The 18,320-nt window shown below is 70.2% G+C and carries 13 protein-coding genes; 9 read left to right on the forward strand and 4 right to left on the reverse strand.

The window, feature by feature from the left end:
- Positions 1–455 precede the first annotated feature (455 nt).
- Positions 456–2,399 carry a VanW family protein gene (locus ABGB08_RS34630; RefSeq protein ID WP_347599225.1) on the forward strand — a complete coding sequence of 648 codons (1,944 nt, stop codon included), beginning with the start codon at positions 456–458 and terminating at the stop codon, positions 2,397–2,399.
- A gap of 204 nt (positions 2,400–2,603) precedes the next feature.
- Here ABGB08_RS34630 and ABGB08_RS34635 read toward each other — a convergent pair whose 3' ends face one another.
- Positions 2,604–3,689 (reverse strand): PQQ-dependent sugar dehydrogenase, encoded by a 1,086-nt coding sequence (locus ABGB08_RS34635; protein WP_347599229.1) that lies wholly within the window; start codon positions 3,687–3,689, stop codon positions 2,604–2,606.
- Between the two features lie 66 nt (positions 3,690–3,755).
- On the opposite strand from ABGB08_RS34635, the gene ABGB08_RS34640 reads away from it, so the two are divergent.
- From ABGB08_RS34640 to ilvC, 5 genes are all read left to right on the forward strand, one after another.
- Positions 3,756–4,661 carry a 2-hydroxyacid dehydrogenase gene (locus ABGB08_RS34640; RefSeq protein ID WP_347599232.1) on the forward strand — a complete coding sequence of 302 codons (906 nt, stop codon included), beginning with the start codon at positions 3,756–3,758 and terminating at the stop codon, positions 4,659–4,661.
- A 188-nt stretch (positions 4,662–4,849) separates the two neighbouring features.
- Entirely contained in the window at positions 4,850–7,492 is a 2,643-nt protein-coding gene (locus tag ABGB08_RS34645; protein WP_347599235.1) for an EAL domain-containing protein, read from the forward strand.
- 329 nt (positions 7,493–7,821) lie between these two features.
- The gene (locus tag ABGB08_RS34650) at positions 7,822–9,573 is read left to right on the forward strand and encodes an acetolactate synthase large subunit (protein ID WP_347599238.1); all 1,752 of its coding nucleotides are present in this window, start codon (positions 7,822–7,824) and stop codon (positions 9,571–9,573) included.
- Entirely contained in the window at positions 9,573–10,097 is a 525-nt protein-coding gene (gene ilvN / locus ABGB08_RS34655) for an acetolactate synthase small subunit (protein WP_155356344.1), read from the forward strand. Before ABGB08_RS34650 ends, ilvN begins: the two co-directional genes overlap by 1 nt.
- A 34-nt stretch (positions 10,098–10,131) precedes the next feature.
- The gene (ilvC, locus tag ABGB08_RS34660; RefSeq protein ID WP_155349711.1) at positions 10,132–11,121 is read left to right on the forward strand and encodes a ketol-acid reductoisomerase; all 990 of its coding nucleotides are present in this window, start codon (positions 10,132–10,134) and stop codon (positions 11,119–11,121) included.
- A 60-nt stretch (positions 11,122–11,181) separates the two neighbouring features.
- Here the strand turns inward: ilvC and ABGB08_RS34665 are convergent, their stop codons facing one another.
- Both ABGB08_RS34665 and ABGB08_RS34670 read right to left on the reverse strand, forming a co-directional pair.
- Positions 11,182–11,718 carry a DUF1707 and FHA domain-containing protein gene (locus ABGB08_RS34665; protein WP_155356343.1) on the reverse strand — a complete coding sequence of 179 codons (537 nt, stop codon included), beginning with the start codon at positions 11,716–11,718 and terminating at the stop codon, positions 11,182–11,184.
- Positions 11,719–11,959: 241 nt separating this feature from the next.
- Positions 11,960–12,871, reverse strand: coding sequence for a CAP domain-containing protein (locus ABGB08_RS34670; protein WP_347599242.1), 912 nt, complete (start codon positions 12,869–12,871; stop codon positions 11,960–11,962).
- 213 nt (positions 12,872–13,084) lie between these two features.
- Between ABGB08_RS34670 and ABGB08_RS34675 the strand changes: the two genes are divergently transcribed.
- From ABGB08_RS34675 to ABGB08_RS34685, 3 genes are read left to right on the forward strand one after another with little or no spacing between them, the layout of a single operon-like run.
- Complete coding sequence (locus ABGB08_RS34675) at positions 13,085–13,600, forward strand: PadR family transcriptional regulator (RefSeq protein ID WP_347599245.1); 516 nt, start codon at positions 13,085–13,087, stop codon at positions 13,598–13,600.
- Positions 13,597–14,301, forward strand: a complete 705-nt coding sequence (locus ABGB08_RS34680; RefSeq protein WP_347599248.1) for an ABC transporter ATP-binding protein — start codon at positions 13,597–13,599, stop codon at positions 14,299–14,301. Before ABGB08_RS34675 ends, ABGB08_RS34680 begins: the two co-directional genes overlap by 4 nt.
- Positions 14,298–16,985: an FtsX-like permease family protein gene (locus ABGB08_RS34685; RefSeq protein WP_347599251.1), complete on the forward strand. Its 2,688-nt coding sequence runs from the start codon at positions 14,298–14,300 to the stop codon at positions 16,983–16,985. Before ABGB08_RS34680 ends, ABGB08_RS34685 begins: the two co-directional genes overlap by 4 nt.
- On the opposite strand, the gene ABGB08_RS34690 is transcribed toward ABGB08_RS34685, so the two are convergent.
- The gene (locus ABGB08_RS34690; protein WP_347599254.1) at positions 16,978–18,309 is read right to left on the reverse strand and encodes an MFS transporter; all 1,332 of its coding nucleotides are present in this window, start codon (positions 18,307–18,309) and stop codon (positions 16,978–16,980) included. The two genes, ABGB08_RS34685 and ABGB08_RS34690, sit on opposite strands and share 8 nt — an antisense overlap.
- Between the last annotated feature and the right edge of the window lie 11 nt (positions 18,310–18,320).

An 18,320-nucleotide genomic window follows, 5' to 3' on the forward strand; every position in this document is an offset into this window, starting at 1 on the left:
GCGTGACCGGTCGTCACGCCGCCCGGGCACAGGAACCAAGGGAGAATCCGAGCGAACCGCCTATCGCCTGAACATCCCGACGAACGCTTCGGTGCCTTCCCGCAGCGCGTCGTCGATGGTCTGGCCCTTGCCGCGGTAGAAACAATGGCCGGCCCGCCAGGGCAACCGCTCCACCGGCCATCGACAGCTGGGCGTAGTGCGTGACGCGTTCGTGTAACCGGTCGGCGGGGACGACTTCGTCGACGATGCCGAGTTCGAGCGCCCGCGCCGCCGTGAAGGGCTGTTCCGTGAGCGATGTTGGCCGGGGCAGATGCGTTGCAGGTGGGATGCTGGTCGTTTGGGGGACTTGACGGGGTTGATGACAAGTAGAAGGACTTGATTTTGTGACATATCCAGAAGAGGGTGCTTTAGGGTTAACTGAAGGGTGATTCCCCTGAGCCGGAGGAGAGCGAGGCGTGCGGAACGCCGGAGCGTCCATCGATCCGCCGACGGACCCGGTCGCGGCGGCGGCTCCGCCCGTTCCGCGGCGGCGGCACCCGGTGCGCCCGGCTACGAGCTCCCTTCCGCCCGGTGTTTCCTCCGATATTTTCGGTAGCCGCCCGCTCACGACGCCGACCACTCAGGAGAGCCAACTTCCCCCACCCGCGACGGTCGAGCCGTGGCCGATGGCGGGAGCCAAATCGGCCCTGGCCGTCCCCCCGGATCTCGCGCCGGAACCAGAGGAACCAGGCCTACGCTGGGGCCGCCTGCTGGCGATCATCCTGCTCATCATGGTGCTGCTGGTCTACCTGGTCCCGGCGGGCGTCATGATGGGGCGGGTCCTGCCGGGCACCACGATCCTCGGCGTGGACATCGGCGGTCTCACTCCGGTCGAGGCCGAAGACCGATTAAAGGCGAGGATGGCCAGCCACATCGCCACCGCCATCGTGATCAAACAAGGCCAGCAGCGAGTCAGCCTGAACCCGGAAGACAGCGGCCTTTCCCTTGATATACCCGCGACGATCAGGTCGGCTCCCGTGGGTTTCCCCAGCCCGTTCGAGGTATGGCAAGGCATCACCGGCCTGCGCGAGATCGAACCGGTGATCGCGGTCGACCGCGCCAAACTGCTGAATGTGATCTCTACCAGTGTGGCCTCGGAACTCGAGAAGAAGATGGTCGAAGGCGGGGTTCACTTCGACGGCATCCGCCCGATCGCGATAGAACCCCAGGCCGGGGTCGCCATCGACATGGAGGATATCGCCGCCGACGTACAGAAGGCGTACCTGAGCCCGGATCTCATGGTCGAGGTGGAACCCAAGCCGGTCCGGCCGACGGTCACCAGGTCGGGGGTCGCCGAGGCGGTCTCGTGGGCCCGGCGGGCGGTCTCCGAGCCGCTGACGCTGGTGACGAAGGACGCGGAGATCGAGCTCTCGCCGGAGGACGTCGCCGCTCATCTGGTCTTCTACGCAGACGGATCCGGTGGCCTGGACGCGCGTTTCGACGCCGCCGCGGCCGTGCGGGGGATCCCGCTGGTCCCGCCGGAACTGGCTCCCAGGGACGCCACGTTCAGCACGTCAGGCGATCGTCCCGTCCTGGTGAAGGCCAAGGCGGGCCGGGCTGTGGACACCGACGATCTGAGCACCGCCGTGCTCAAGGAGATCGGCGTCGGCGGCAGCCACCGGGTGACGGTCCCGCTGACGGTGGCGCAACCCGCGCTCGGCGACGACGAGGCGGTCAAACTCGGCATCAAAGAGCAGATCAGCACGCGCACGTCGGAGTTCCCCTGCTGCCAGCCCCGGGTCAGCAACATCCAGACCGTCGCCCGCCTGCTCGACGGCCGCGTCGTCAAACCGGGCGAGACGTTCTCGCTGAACGCGGCGACCGGCCGCCGCGAGGGCGTACTCGGCTATAGCGGCTCGGTCGAGGCGGTCGAGGTGCGCGGCAAGCGCGGCCAGGACGTGGCCGGAATCTCCCAGTTCGCCACCGCCATGTACCAGGCGGTCCTCTACGGTGGCCTGGAAACAGTCGAGGCCACCCCGCATGAGAACTTCGTCCCCCAGTACCCACCCGGCCTCGAAGTCGCCATCTCCTACCCCGGCCCCGACCTACGCTGGCGCAACGACTCCCCGCACGGCGTCCTGATCCGCGCGACCGCCACCGACACCTCGGTCACGGTCGCCCTCTGGAGCACCGCCCGCGACACCGTCGAAATCAAACAATCCACCCGAACCAAGATCATCCCCCGCCCCACAACTCAGGGCCCCACCCAAAACTGCGTCCCCATCGCAGGCGCGGACGGCTTCACCATCAAAACCACCCGCACCAGTACGCCCCTGACCGGCGGCGACCCCAAAATCGAAAGCATCACCACCACCTACCACCCCCAAACAGCGGTGGTCTGCCCACCAGCGAACGACTAGACGCCCAGTCGTCACGTGTACGACATCCGCAGAAGCTTGCCGGATTTCTCCCCACCCGCCCAGCCCTTTTGATTCCCCTCGGGCTCCGCCCGCCCCCGCCGTTGCCGCCCGGCACCGCCGGAAAGGGACAGGGATTGCGGATATCCAAAGCGCGCCCAGGCGATGGCGGGTGACGGCCGAGGCCACCCGCCATCGCCCGCGTTCTCAGTCGGTGGGGATGATCAGAATGCGGTCGTCGCCTTCACGTGGTGAGCCTCGCCCGTCCAAGTTGCTGGTCGACGCCCAGAGCAAACCGTTCGGTGCGGTGGCCGCGGCGCGCATGCGGCCGAACTCGCCCTCGTAACGCGCCACCGGTTTCCCCGCCGTGCCCGCGTCGGTGACCGGCACCTGCCAGAGGCGTTCACCACGCAGCGCCGCCGCCCAGAGCGACCCATCCGCGTACGCCAGACCCGACGGCGACGCCTCATCGGTGGACCACGTCACGATCGGATTGATGTACCGATCGTCATCGGAGACACCTTCGACCTCCGGCCACCCGTAGTTCCCGCCCGCCTTGATGAGGTTGATCTCGTCATAGGTGTTCTGCCCGAACTCCGTCGCGTACATATTGCGCGCATCATCCCAGGCAATCCCCTGCACGTTCCGATGCCCCAAACTCCAGACAAGCGTCCCGAACGGGTTCCCCGGCGCGGTCGTCCCGTCCATGGTCATACGCAGGATCTTGCCCCCAAGAGACCCCTTGTCCTGAGAGAGCCCACGTTCGCCCACCTCCCCGGTGGAGGCATAGAGAAAGCCGTCAGGCCCGAACGCCAGCCGCCCCCCGTTGTGGATGCCCCCCTTGGGAATGCCCGTCACGATCGCGACAGGATCCCTGAGCCCCTGGTCATACGAATACCGCACGATCCGGTTATCGGCATCCGCAGTGAAATAAACGAAAATATTGTGATCTTCCCCGAACGTCGGAGACACCGCGACGCCAAGCAGCCCGCCCTCCCCAGCGGCGGAAACCCCCTCGATCACGCCGACCTCGCTGGACCCGCCCTGCGGAGTAACCCGCAACAACCGCCCCGTATCCCGCTCGGTCACCAGCGCGTCCCCACCCGGCAGGAACGCGATGGCCCACGGCACCTCAAGCCCCTGCACCAGCGTCTGCGGCGCCCCCTTCGGCGCCACCGGAGTCACGCTCGCCAACGTCGGCGTCGGAGCGTCCGCACCTCCCGCGCTGTCCACCGCAGGCGCGGCCGAACACCCCGCGACCAGCACCGCCGCGCCGATCCAGCCCAGCTTCATGATTCCCTCCTCCTGTCCCTCCCCATACTGGCTCTTCCGGCGAAAGGTTCCCTAAGGTTGTCAGCTGTGAAGATCTGGATCGCCCCCCAAGCGGTCGCGGCAATACCGTCCGACCTCCCCGACATTGAATTCTCCGTCTACGACGGCACCGCAGAACCGCCGGGCGTTGAGGACGTCGAGGTCTGGGTGCCCACCCTCATACCCGTGCCCGACATCCCCGAACTCCTGTCCCGGATGAAGCGATTGCGGCTGATCCAGACGGTGACGGCGGGCGTCGAGCCGTACCGGCCGTATGTTCCGGACGGCGCGGTGCTGTGCAACGCGCGCGGCGCGCACGACGCGGGCACGGCCGAATGGGCGGTCGGCGCGATGATCGCGGTGCTCCGCGACTTCCCCGGCTTCACCGCCGACCAGCAGCAGGGCCGCTGGCGTTACCGCCACACCGGCGTGCTCGCCGACTCCACCGTCCTGATCGTCGGGTACGGCTCGATCGGCGAGGCCCTCGAACGACGCCTGGCCGGCTTCGAGGTGAACGTGATCCGGGTGGCCAGATCGGCCAGGGACGGCGTGCACCCCGAGTCCGACCTGCCGGAACTGCTGCCGCACGCGGACGTGGTGGTGCTGCTGGTGCCCGCCACCCAGGCCACCACCGGGTTCGTGGACGCCGCGTTCCTGGCCAGGATGAAGGACGGCGCGCTGCTGGTGAACGCCGCGCGCGGCGCGGTGGTCGACACGATGGCGCTGGTCGCCGAGCTGAACTCGGGCCGCCTGCGGGCCGCGGTGGACGTCACCGACCCGGAGCCGCTGCCCCAGGGGCACCCGCTCTGGACCGCCCCCGGGCTGTTCCTCACCCCGCACGTGGCCGGGAGCACCCCGGCCTCCACCCGCAGGGCGATCGACCTGGTCCGCGCCCAGCTGCTGCGTTTTCGCGCGGGGGAGCCGCTGCTGAACGTCATCACCGGGGTCTACTGACTTCGTCTATTGAACTCAACGTCAGTGAGATGGTTCCGGAACGTGCCTGCCCCGTGACCTCGGGTCCGTAGCGTTGTTGCTCGCGCGGATCGCTGTTATCAGATCGGTGACGACTGGGCCGTTGGCACCATGTCAAGCTTCGCCGCCGCGCAAACTGACGATGTGACCGGATGTAAAGGGCGACGAGCGTGAACGGCAGGAGGGACCCGAGGGTCTCGCTGATCGCCGCGGCCGGGCTCGGCGCGGCGGTGATCGCCGCTGCCCTCATCGCGGGTGGCTCCGACACCGCGGTGACCGCGGTGGCGGGCCTGGTGAGCGGCCTGCTCGCCGCCGTCTCGCTGCTGGTGGCCTCGACCAGGAACGCCAGCGCGCACCGGCGCGAGGCGGTCGCCTGGCGCTGGCTCGCCGGGGGCGCGCTGACCTGGCTGTTCGGCATCGGGGTGCGCCCGGTGGCGGCCGGGACGGCGTTCGTGCTCACCTTCGCCGACCTGCTGCTCCTGGTCGGCTCGCTGCTGCTGATGATCGGCTGCTGGCTCACCGCGGTGCCGCCGCCGCAGCGCCGGGGCGTGTTCCGGCAGGCCACCGAGGCCTACCTGGGCGCGGCCTCGATCTTCGCGATCACCTGGGCGGTGCTGCTCGGGCCGATGGCCGAGCGGGCCGAGGACGCGGGCGCCTTCTACTTCACCCTCGCCCTGCCGGTGCTCTGCCTGCTCGCCGCCTGCGCGGTCGCCCCCAAGGTGGCGGTGTCCCGGGCGGCCAACCGGGCGGTCGGCCTGGCCGGGCTGCTGGTGCTGGCCGCGATCACGATGGCCGAGCTGGCCACCGCCGTCACCCGGCTGAACGGCGAGCAGTCGCCGACCCTGGTGGCCGGTCTGGTGGCGCCGGCCGCGTTCCTGCTGCTGGCGGTCGCGCCGTGGATCGTGGAGGGTTCCCGGGGCCGGGTCCCGGCCCGGTTGCGCGCGGCGGCGACGCCGATGCCGGTGGTGGCGGCCACGCCGTACGCGCTGGTGGCCGCCGCGACCGTGGTGGTCGGGGCCGACGTGTTCGCCCGCGGGCCCGCGCTGACCATCGTGGTGGCCTCCGTGCTGGCCGTGCTGCTGGTCCGGCTGATGGTGCTGATGTTGTCGGCGGACGGGCTGCGCAACCAGCTGGCCATCAGCGAGCGCCAGCTGAACCAGCTGGCCGCCGACACCGGCGACGTGGTGCTGATGTGCGACAACGAGGGCACGGTCCAGGAGATCAGCGCGGGCGTCGAGGAGACCTACGGCTACGACCCGGTCGAGCTGACCGGCAAGTCGATCTTCGACTACCTGCACCCGGAGGACGTGCCCGGCATCCAGGCCCAGCTCCGCCGCATGATCGAGGACGAGAGCCCGCAGCGGTACGGCACCTGCCGGATCGAATGCCGCGTCCGCGCCGCCGACGGCACCTGGCGGCCCACCGAGTCGGTGGCCACCCGGCACGTCCGCCACGAGGACCTGGTCCTGGTCACCACCAGAGACGTCAGCGACCAGGTGGCGCTGCGCAACCAGGTCACCCACCTGACCTTCCACGACGGCGTGACCGGCCTGCCGAACAGGGCCTACTTCGAGGAGCGGACCCGCGAGGTGCTGCCCCGGGCCAGCCGCCCCGCCGTGATATTTCTGGACCTGGATGGGTTCACCGGGGTGAACGACTCGGTGGGTCATGCCAGCGGCGACTACCTGCTCGGGCAGGCCGCCCGGCGGTTGCGAGCCGCGGTGCGGGCCGATGACACGCTCGCCAGGTGGGGCGGCGACGAGTTCGCGGTGCTGCTGGAGTCCGGCGGCGACGCGCAGCTCGCGGTGGACCTGGCCGAGCGGCTGGTCCGCGCGGTCTCCGCCGAGCCGTTCCGGGTGGCCGACCGGGACATCGCGCTGACCGCCAGCGTGGGCGTGGCGTTCGCCGAGGACGAGACCTCGCCGGGCGATCTGCTGCGCAACGCCGACGTGGCGATGGCGCGGGCCAAGGGGCTCGGCGGGCGGCGGGTGGAGGTGTTCGCGGCGCACATGCACGCGGATGCCGTACGGCGCCTGGAGATCGCCGCCGACCTGCAGCGGGCCCTGCTGGAGAAGCAGTTCGTCATCGAGTACCAGCCGATCGTGGACCTGGCCACCAACCGGGTGACGGCGGTGGAGGCGCTGGTGCGCTGGTGCCGTGGCGGCACGTTCGTCCCGCCGGAGCAGTTCCTGGACGCGGCCGAGGAGACCGGCCTGATCGTGCCGCTGAGCGAGTGGATCCTGACCGAGGCATGCGGCGAGGTGGCCACCTGGCGGGCCTCCTCGTGGGACATCGGGCTGGCGCTCAACCTGTCCAAGCGGCAGATCACCGCGCCCGGCTTCGTGGAGACCATCTCGGCGGCGCTGGCCGACAGCGGCCTGCCGCCGAGCGCGCTCACCCTCGAGGTGATCGAGGAGATGCTGGTCGAGGACGCCGGCGACACCGTCGAGAAGCTGTCGGAGCTGCGCGAGCTCGGGGTGCGGCTGGCCATCGACGACTTCGGCACCGGCTACGCCTCGCTGGCGTTCCTCCGGCAGCTCCCGGTCGACATGATCAAGATCGATCCCTCGTTCGTGTCCGGTCTTGGCCTGGACGAGACGCTCACCCTGCTCACCCGGACCATCGTGCGGCTCGGCCACGACCTCGGCCTGACCGTGGTCGCCGAGGGCATCGAGCGCCCCGAGCAGCTGGAACTCCTGCGCGAGATGGGCTGCAGCAGAGGCCAGGGCTACCTGGTCGCACGCCCGATGGGCGCCCAGGGCGTGGACTCGCTCATGCGTACCAACCTCACCAGCCTCCAGAACACCGCGTGACATTGGCCGCGCCTCCGGCACGGTGGGCTCGACCGCCTTCAGCCTGTGCCTTCCCTCGTCACTCCGGCCGCTTCGCGACCTGCGTTCCTCAGTCCAGACACAGGCGCGGCCGAGCACAGTTTGTCCGTATGATGAGATCGCCGTCCCAGATGATTTGACGTGGCGGCGGTCTTTCGGACAAGGTGGAGCCATGCATCGCAGTGGGATTCTCGTAGTACTTCGCAGGCGCGCAGCCTGACGAGGTCCTGAGTCCTGCGCGCCGCCCCAGCTCCGCCCAGCGGACGGGGCATTTTTTATGCCCAGCCATCACACCAGACCTGCTCAGCCACATGAGGAACGAGCCGATGACCGAACAGATGACAGGTGCCCAGGCCCTAGTGCGGGCGCTGGAGCACGTCGGGGTCGACACGGTGTTCGGGATCCCGGGCGGCGCCATCCTGCCCGCCTACGATCCCCTCTACGACTCGACCAAGGTCCGGCACGTGCTCGTACGGCACGAGCAAGGAGCCGGCCACGCCGCCGAGGGGTATGCCCAGGCGACCGGCAAGGTCGGCGTCTGCATGGCCACCAGCGGCCCGGGCGCCACCAACCTGGTCACCCCGATCGCCGACGCGTACATGGACTCGGTGCCGATCGTCGCCATCACCGGCCAGGTGGCGTCGGCGGCGATCGGGACGGACGCCTTCCAGGAGGCGGACATCTCCGGCATCACCATGCCGATCACCAAGCACAACTTCCTGGTGACCAGCGCGGCCGACATCCCCAGGACGATCGTGGAGGCCTTCCACATCGCCTCGACCGGACGTCCAGGACCGGTGCTGGTGGACATCTCCAAGGACGCCCTCCAGGCCACGACCACCTTCACCTGGCCGGTCACCATGCAGCTGCCGGGCTACCGCCCGGTCACCCGCCCGCACTCCAAGCAGATCCGCGAGGCGGCCCGGCTGATCGCCGAGTCCCGCCGCCCGGTGCTGTACGCCGGCGGCGGCGTGCACAAGGCCCGCGCCTCCGCCCAGCTGCTGGAACTGGCCGAGCTGACCGGCATCCCGGTCATCACCACCCTGATGGCCCGGGGCAGCTTCCCCGACAGCCACCCGCAGCACCTGGGCATGCCCGGCATGCACGGCACGGTCGCCGCGGTCGGCTCGCTCCAGCGCAGCGACCTGATCATCGCGCTGGGCGCCCGCTTCGACGACCGGGTCACCGGCCGCCTGGACACGTTCGCGCCGAACGCGAAGATCGTGCACGCGGACATCGACCCAGCCGAGATCTCCAAGAACCGGCACGCGGACGTGCCCATCGTGGGCGACTGCCGCGAGGTCCTCACCGACCTGATCGCGGCGGTCAAGGCCGACGGGCGCAAGGGCGACTACGCCGACTGGTGGCAGGCGCTCAACGCGCTCAAGGGGACCTACGCGCTCGGCTACGAGGAGTTCGAGGACGGCACGCTGGCCCCGCAGTACGTGATGGAGCGGCTCAGCGCCATCGTGGGTCCTGACGCGTTCTACGTGGCCGGGGTCGGCCAGCACCAGATGTGGGCCGCCCAGTTCATCGGCTACGAGCGGCCGGGCACCTTCATCAACTCCGGCGGCCTGGGCACGATGGGCTTCGCCGTGCCGGCCGCGATGGGCGTCAAGATGGGCAGCCCGGAGACCACGGTCTGGGCTATCGACGGCGACGGCTGCTTCCAGATGACCAACCAGGAGCTCGCCACCTGCGCCCTGGAGGGCGTGCCGATCAAGGTCGCGGTCATCAACAACGGCAACCTCGGCATGGTCCGCCAGTGGCAGACGCTCTTCTACGAGGAGCGTTACTCCAACACCAACCTGCAGTCGACACGCCGGATTCCGGACTTCGTGAAGCTCGCCGAGGCGTATGGTTGCGTCGGTCTGCGCTGCGAGCGGCCCGAGGACGTGGACGCCGTCATCCGCAAGGCGATGGAGATCAACGACGCGCCGGTGGTGGTCGACTTCGTCGTCCACGAGGACGCGATGGTGTGGCCGATGGTCGCGGCCGGAACCAGCAACGACGAGATCAAGTATGCCCGTGACATGGCGCCGAAATGGGAGCACGAGGACTGATGAGCCGCCACACCCTCTCCGTTCTGGTGGAGAACAAGCCCGGCGTGCTGGCCCGGGTGTCCGCGCTGTTCAGCCGCCGCGGCTTCAACATCGACTCGCTGGCCGTCGGGCCCACCGAGCACGACGACATCTCCCGGATGACCATCGTGGTCAACGTGGAGGAACTGCCGCTTGAGCAGGTCACCAAACAGCTCAACAAGCTGGTGAACGTGCTCAAGATCGTTGAACTGGACACCACCCAGTCCGTGCAGCGCGAGCTCATGCTGATCAAGGTCAGGGCGGACGCGGACTCCCGCAGCCACGTCCTGGAACTGGTCAACCTGTTCCGCGCGCGCTGCGTCGACGTCGCGCCCGACGCGGTCACCATCGAGGTCACCGGCACGGCGGACAAGCTGGAGGCGTTCGTGCGCGTGCTGGAGCCGTTCGGCATCAAGGAACTCGTGCAGTCGGGCATGGTGGCCATCGGCCGCGGCGCCCGCTCCATCACCGACCGCTCGCTCCGGGCGCTCGACCGGACCGCCTAAGAGAACCCTGAAAGGTTTACCCACAGTGACTGAGATCTTCTACGACAACGACGCGGACCTGTCGATCATCCAGGGGCGCCACGTCGCCATCCTCGGGTACGGCAGCCAGGGCCACGCCCACGCGCTCAGCCTGCGCGACTCCGGCGTGGACGTCCGCGTCGGCCTGCCCGAGGGCTCCAAGAGCCGGGAGAAGGCCGAGAACGACGGCCTCCGCGTGCTCACCCCCGGCGAGGCCGTCGAAGAGGCCGACCTCACGATGATCCTCGCGCCGGACCACATCCAGCGCCACCTCTACGCCGAGCACGTCGCCCCCAACCTGGTCCAGGGCGACGCCCTGTTCTTCGGCCACGGCCTCAACATCAGGTACGGCCTGATCGAGGCCCCCGAAGGCGTCGACGTCGGCATGGTCGCCCCCAAGGGCCCCGGCCACCTGGTCCGCCGGCAGTACTCGGCCGGCCGCGGCGTGCCCTGCCTGGTCGCCGTCGAGAAGGACGCCAGCGGCAGCGCCTGGGCGCTCGCGCTGTCGTACGCCAAGGGAATCGGCGGCACCCGCGCCGGCGCCCTCAAGACCACCTTCACCGAGGAGACCGAGACCGACCTGTTCGGCGAGCAGGCCGTGCTCTGCGGCGGCGTCTCCGAGCTGATCAAGGCGGGCTTCGAGACCCTGATCGAGGCGGGCTACCAGCCCGAGGTCGCCTACTTCGAGTGCCTGCACGAAATGAAGCTGATCGTCGACCTGATGTACGAAGGCGGCATCCACAAGATGTACTGGTCGGTCTCCGACACCGCCGAGTACGGCGGCTACAGCCGCGGCAGCCGCCTGATCAACGCGGACACCAAGAAGGAAATGCGCAAGATCCTCGACGAGATCCAGTCCGGCGACTTCGCCCGGGAACTGGTGGCCGAGTTCGACGGCGGCCAGGTCCAGTTCAACAAGTACCGCGAGGAGCTGGCCGAGCACCCGATCGAGAAGACCGGTGCCAAGCTTCGTCCGATGATGAGCTGGCTGCAGAACGAGCAGTAGCGCGGAAACGGCGGCGCTACCCCACGCGGGTGGCGCCGCTTTTCTTTTGGCGGGCGTTTTCTACGCGGGAGCGGACACCAGGAAAGCGCAGTCCCCAAAGGAGATCTCGTCCCCGGTGCGAACCCGTGCCGGACCAACGAGCCGCCAGCCGTTCAGGCGGGTTCCGTTGAGCGAGCCCAGATCCACGAGAAGCCAGTAGTCCTCTTCGCGCCGGAGTTCCGCATGGACGCGAGAAACCGTCAAATCCGAAAGGACGAGGTCGCACGAGGATCCCCGGCCGACCACATAACGGATGCGGCTGTCCGGCGGAAGCGCCAGCCGGGGGAGCCGCGGCCGGCGCCAGGCGTGCTGCAGCCGTGACGTGAAGTCCGACGCGGAGGACACGACTTCGGTGATACGACGACGCCAGCGGCCCCGATGCGGCAAATCCGCGATGAGTTCGTCCAGCTCGTCGCGGCTGCGGGCGCGCAGTGCCTGATCCACCCGCCCTACGAACGTCTCCATCGACAGGCGCCCTTCGGCCGCCCTGTCGCGAAGCTCGTTGAGCGCACGATCGCGATCTCCGTCGGAGGCGCGTACGGGTTGCTGCGAGCTCATGCCTGGAGTATCCGCTTTCCAGAACTCTGGTGTCCAGATTGTTGTGACATTGCCGCGCCCCGGCACGGCGGACCTGCTTATGGCCGATCCTCCGGATCGGCGGGCTCGGCCGCTCTCAGCCTGTGTCTTCCCTCGTCACTCCGGCCGCTTCGCGACCTGCGTTCCTCAGTCCAGACACAGGCGCGACCGAACCGAACATGACTCTACCGGCCCGCGCTGCCACGCGGGCCGGTAGAAGCAATTACGGCCTACCGAAGTCCTGAGTCCAGTAGGGACCGCCGGCGGCGACATATCCGACGCCGATCTGGGTGTAGGAGCAGTTAAGGATGTTTTCGCGGTGCCCCTGGCTGCCCATCCAGTCCTTGATAACGGACGCGGCCGTCTGCTGGCCCTGGGCGATGTTCTCCCCGATGGAGGAGAAGGAGTAGCCGGTGGCCTTGATCCGGTCCACGAAGGAGCGACCGTCCTTGGAGTCGTGGGAGAAGTAGTTCTTCGCGGACATGTCGGCGGAGTGGCCGCGGGCGGCGGTGTGCAGGCGTGCCTCGTGGGTGAGCGGCCGGCAGCCGGCCTTGGCGCGTTCGACGTTGGTCAGCCGCACGACCTCGTTCTCGATCGCGGTGCCGACACCGGAGCCGGTCCCGCCGCTCGGGTCCTCCGTCGGGGTGGGGGTGGGGGTCGGCTTGGGCACGGCGGGGCACTTCACCCGGACCTTCCTGGAGGTCGCGACGTGCCCGGCGGAGTCGGTGGCGGTGGTGTAGAAGACACCGGAGGCGCACTTCACCGTGGCGGTGAGGCGCGCGTTGCGGACGATCCGCGAGCCGCTCTTGACGACGCGGTCCGGACCGGCGACGGACTTCTTGATCCGGATGCGCAGGCGGGCCTCCCGCGTGCATCCGGCTCGGGACACGCTCGCGCGCAGGCGTCCGGCGGTCAGGGACGGCTTCCCCGCGGCCACGCGACACCGCGCCGCGGCTGACGACTCAGCTACGGACGCGGCGGATGCCCCCGAGGAGGAGCCGCCCGAGGATCCGGTCGACTTGGCCGCGAGTCCGGCCGAAGCGGCGACGGGGGAGGCGGCCGGGAGGGGGGTCGTGCCGCAGCCGACGGCGAAGATCGCTGTCGCGCAGAGGAGCGCTCGCAGAGGTTTGTTCATGAATCCTTCCAGGTGAAGGGGGTTAGACGCTGGATGGAAATCAGCATTATGGTCCTCCTTCGGCCGGGAAGTCCGACAAATCGACCGTTTTGTCGTTTGATCGGAAGATCGGCAGGGCCGTCAGCCCTGATGGATTCGTTCCATTCGCGCAAGTGTGATCCTCGTCACACCCCCCGATTTGCCGACTGCATACCGCGTATGCATACTGCGTATATGTCGATCCGCCACGGCCTGCTCGCCCTGCTCAGCCAGGGGGCGCGCTACGGCTATCAGCTCCGCGCCGAGTTCGAGGCGTCCACGGGGGCGACCTGGCCGCTCAACATCGGCCAGGTCTACACGACGCTGTCCCGGATGGAGCGCGACGGCCTGGTGGCCCCCGGCGAGCAGGACGAGCAGGGCCGGGTGGTCTACGCGATCACCGAGAGCGGCCGGTCGGAGCTGGAGCGCTGGTTCAGCACCCCCATCGTCCAGTCCGACCGGCCCAGGGACGAACTGGTGATCAAACTCGCGATGGCCGTGACCGCCCCCGGCGTGGACGTGCGCGGCGTCGTGCAGGCCCAGCGTTCGGCCACCATGCGCGCCCTGCAGACCCTGACCAGGGCCAAACGCGGCGCCGACCTGCCGCAACGCCTGGTCTACGACTCGATGATCTTTCAGGCCGAGGCCGAGCAGCGCTGGCTCGACCACTGCGAAGCCGTTCTCGGCGCGTCCCCCCAGGAGTCTCAATGAGCACAGATCCGGTGTCCCGCCTGACCGAGGTCACCAAGGTTTACGGGTCGGGCGAGCAGGCCGTGCCCGCCCTGCGAGGGGTGAGCCTGCGGGTCGCGGCCGGCGAGCTGGTCGCGGTCATGGGCCCGTCCGGCTCCGGCAAGTCCACCCTGCTGAACCTGGCGGGCGGCCTCGAGCGGGCCACGTCCGGCACGGTCGAGCTCGCGGGCGTCCCGCTGGCCGCGCTGTCCCCGCGCGCGCTCGCCTCCCTGCGCCGCAAACACGCGGGATACGTGTTCCAGGACCTCAACCTGATTCCCTCGCTGACCGCGATCGAGAACGTGATGCTGCCCCGGGAGCTGGACGGAGTCCGTACCAGGCAGGCGCGGGCCGAAGCCGGGACGGTGCTCGGCGAGGTCGGCCTGGTGGACGCCGGGGATCGTTTCCCCGAGGAGCTGTCCGGCGGCCAGCGGCAGCGGGTGGCCGTCGCCCGTGCCCTGGTCGGCGGCCGCTCGCTGCTGCTGGCCGACGAGCCCACCGGCGCGCTCGACACCCCGACCGGCGACGCGGTCCTCCAGCTGCTGCGCGAGCGCTGCGAGGCCGGCGCGGCCGTGCTGCTGGTCACCCACGAGTCCCGGTATGCGGCCTGGGCCGACCGGGTCGTCTACCTGCGTGACGGCCAGGTCACCGACACCGCCGAGCCGCTGGTGAGCAGCCGATGAGCGCCTTGCGCACGATCCTGCGCCTGTCCCGGCACGACCTGCGGCGGGCCAAGGGGCGCAGCCTGCTGATCTTCCTGATGATCGCGGTGCCGGTCGCCCTGGTGAGCCACCTGCTCGTGCTCTTCACGACGGCCGCCGTCAACGCGGAGGAGGCGATCCCGGCCGAACTCGGCTCGCGCGCCGACGCCCAGGTGCGGTCCATCGGCTACGGCCTGCCCGTCGAGCAGGACGCCTTCGGTGAGCTGTGGAACATGGTCGGGGAAACCGCCCCGGATTCGGCGAAGCGGTCCTGGACCACCGCCCAGATCGCGGCGGCGACCGGCGGCCGGGTCAGCCGGATCACCGAGGGCGAGCAGGTCGTGGAGATCGCCGGAGACAGGAAGTGGATCTACGCGTACGAGATCGACTCCCGCGACCCGCTCACCCAGGGCACCTACGTCCAGGTGTCCGGGCGCATGCCCGCCAACGCGGGAGAGGCGGCCGTCTCCCGCGCGCTGGCCGAGCTCGCGCCGATCGGCTCGACCCTCCGGCTGCCCCGGACGGACGCGCGGGTCCGGGTGGTCGGCGTGGCCGAGTCGGCCGGGAACATGTCCCCCTCGGACGCGGTGATCATGCTTCCCGGCGTCGCCGACCCGGCCCCGGAGTCCACGCTGGTGCCGCAACCCGCGGCGGGGGCCGTGCCGGACACCACGATCGTGCGGCCGGTCCGGGAGGTGCACTGGCTCGTCGACACGCCCGCTCCGGTCGGCTGGACCGAGGTCCGGCGGCTGAACCAGGAAGGGCTGGTGGTGCGGTCCCGCTCCGTCGCCGCCGACCCACCGGAGCTGCCCACGCTGTTCCCCCGGGACGAGACGTCCGGCACCGAGGCGACGGGCGTGCTGCTCGGCATCCTCCTGATCGTTCTGGAGGTGGTGCTGCTGGCCGGGCCCGCGTTCGCGGTGGGCCTGCGCCGCCGCAGGCGCGAACTCGGCCTGCTGGCGGCACAGGGCGCGGAGCCGGGGCACCTGCGCCGCCTCCTGCTGGCCGACGGGCTGGTGCTCGGCGGCCTGGCCGGGCTGGCCGGGGTGCCGCTCGGCATCGGGATCGCCGCGCTGACCGTGTGGCGCGCCAACCTGCCGGTCCCGGTCTACGGGCCGTTCGAGGTGCCCGGCTGGCCGCTGGCCGGGGTGGCGGCACTGGCCCTGGCCAGCGGGCTGCTGGCCGCGCTGACGCCGGCGATCCAGGCCGGTCGCGCCGACGTGGCCGGCGTGCTGGCCGGGCGCCGGGACCGGGTGCGCGACCGTGCGGGCCTGCCCGTGCTCGGCGTGGTCCTGGTGGTGGCGGGAACCGCCTGCTGCGCGCTGGGAGCCCGGCTGAGGGGAACTCCGTCGCTCTGGTTGCTGGCGATCGTCTTCGGGGTGCTGGTGCTGCTGCTCGGGCTGGTCGCGCTGACCCCGCTCCTGGTCCGCGTGGCCGGGCGGACCCGCGCCCGGCTGCCGCTGCCGCTCCGGCTCGCGGCCAGGGACGCCGCGCGCAACCGGGGCCGCACCGCACCCGCGGTGGCCGCCGTGATGGCCGCGATGGCCGGGCTGACCACCATCGCGGTGCTGCTGTCCAGCCAGGACGCCGACCGGCGCGCGACCTACGTCTCCGCCCAGGCGCCGGGCACGGCCACGGTCTTCGCCGAGGACCTCGCCGCTGGCCGGTGGGCGGGCGTGCGCTCGGCGGTGGAGGCCGAGCTGCCCGGCGTCCCGCTCATCGAGGTCAAGACCGTGGGATCCGCCGGGGACGACCTGCCCCCGCTGGAGAGCCGGGCCCAGCTGGTTCGATCCTGCCAGGGGTGCGGCTACGCGATCAGCCTGCTGGGCGACGTGGTCGTGGGCGGTCGTGACCTGCTTCGTTATGTGCTCGGGAAGGACGATCCGGTCGCGGCCGCCGCGCTGGCGGCGGGAAAGGCCGTGGTCTTCGACGCCAACGGCGTGCGCGACGGGAAGGCCCGGATCTCCGTGCCGGGGACGGCGGACAAGCCCACGCGGGTCACCGTGCCCGCGGTCGCGGTGCGCGCCGACCGCCCGCCGCCGGTCGGCGCGATCCTCCCGGACGGGCTGGCGAGCGACTCCCGGCTGACCGCGCGGACCACCGCGCTGCTGATCGATCCGGCCGACCTGAGGCTGACCGCCGAGCAGGAGCGGCGGGTCGGCACCCGCGTGTCCGAATTGAGCGGTCAGGTGAGCCTGGAGATGAATCGCGGCCCGCAAGCGCGGGAGGGGGATCTGACGCTCGCCGTGATCACCCTGGTGGCCGGGCTGCTGGTGCTGGTCGCGGCCGTGGTCGCGACCGCGCTGGCCGCCGCCGACGCCCGGCCGGACCTGGACACGATGGCCGCCATCGGGGCCTCGCCGTGGACCCGCCGCCTCACCGTCGCCGGTCAGGGCGCGTTCATCGCCGGGCTCGGCACGCTGGTCGGCCTGGCCGCCGGCCTGGTGCCGGGCAGCCTGGCCGCCTGGGCCGTCACCGGCGCTCCCGACGGCGGCATCCGCTATGGCGCGGACACCGCCACCATCCCCGAGTTCGCGTCCACACCGATCGTGGACGTCCCCTGGATGTTGCTGGCGGGCACGGCGCTCGTGCTGCCGTTGCTGGCGGCTTTGATCACCGGGGTGTTCACGCGGGCCGGAGTCCGGCCGCTGCGGCGGCTCACGTGACCGCTGGGGCCAGCTTGTCGGCGCTGAGGTCGTACTTGAGGGTCATCAGGACGCCGGAGAGGATGATCAGGGCGGGGATGACGGTCAGGCCGATCAGGACCGCGGTCACCGCGCTGTCCGGTTGCACCACCGGGTTGGCCGGGTCGGACTCCAGGAAGCCGCCGATGGACAGGACGGCGCCGTAGATGGTGGCGCCGAAGGCGGCGACCGCGCTCTCCACCGCCGTCCACAGGCCGGTGAGGACGCCGCCCCTGCGCTTGCCGCTGACCTGGCCGTCGTAGGCGATGACGTCGGCCAGCATGGAGAACTGCAGGAGTTGCAGCCCGGCGTACCCGACGCCGACCACCACGATGCACAGGTGCGCGTAGATCGGGCCGAGCAGCGGGCTGGCGATGGCCAGGATCGCGCCGGACATGAACAGCAGGCCGGACAGGATCATCGCGCCGCGCTTGTCGAGCACCCGGGCCAGCCACACCCACAGCGGCATGGTGATCAGCATCGGGCCGACGAGCGCGGCGAAGAGCGTGGTCGTCGCCTTCGGGTCGCCCACCGTGTAGGCCGCGAAGTAGGGCGCGCCCGCCAGCATCACCCCCGCCGCCAGCGTCTGGGCGCTGCACAGCCCGAGCAGCCAGAGGAACGGCTTGGACTCCCGGGCCGCCGCCAGCTGCGCCCGCAGCGATCCCTCCGAGTCCTGCTGCCCGGTGTACGGCGCGTTCGCGGTCCCGAAGAACGAGCCGATCATGGCGACCAGCAGGATCACCGCGAACACGATGCCCATCAGCCGGTAGCCCTCGATGGTGTCCCCGGCCAGCATCGGCGCCAGCACCCCGCTCATCGCGATGGCGATCGCGATGAACACCATCCGCCACTGCAGCAGCGCGGTGCGCTCGTGGTAGTCGTGCGTCATCTCGGCCGGCATCGCCTTGTACGGCACCTCGTACAGCGCGTACCCGGTGGCGGCGACCAGGAAGACCAGGCCCACGAAGATGGCCGCGGGCACGCCCTTCAGCGGCGGCCCGATGAACATGATCGCGAACGAGATGGGCAGCACGGCGGTCCCGGCCAGCATCCACGGCCGGCGCGGGCCCCAGCGGGAGACCGTGCGGTCCGACCACTGGCCGATCAGCGTGTTCGCGATCAGGTCCCAGGCCTTGGGCAGGAACACCACGACCCCGGCCAGCAGCGGATCCACCGCCAGCACGTTGGTCATGTAGATCAGCAGGAGCAGCCCGGGGATGGCCGAGAAGTTGGCCGTGCAGAACGAGCCGACGGCATAGCCGATGCGCACACCGGTGGGGACCCGCCCGGGGGTCGCGGGAATCATGGCGTCATTGA

Origin of the sequence: Acrocarpospora sp. B8E8, assembly GCF_039871605.1 — a bacterium.
Lineage (GTDB): Bacteria > Actinomycetota > Actinomycetes > Streptosporangiales > Streptosporangiaceae > Acrocarpospora > Acrocarpospora macrocephala.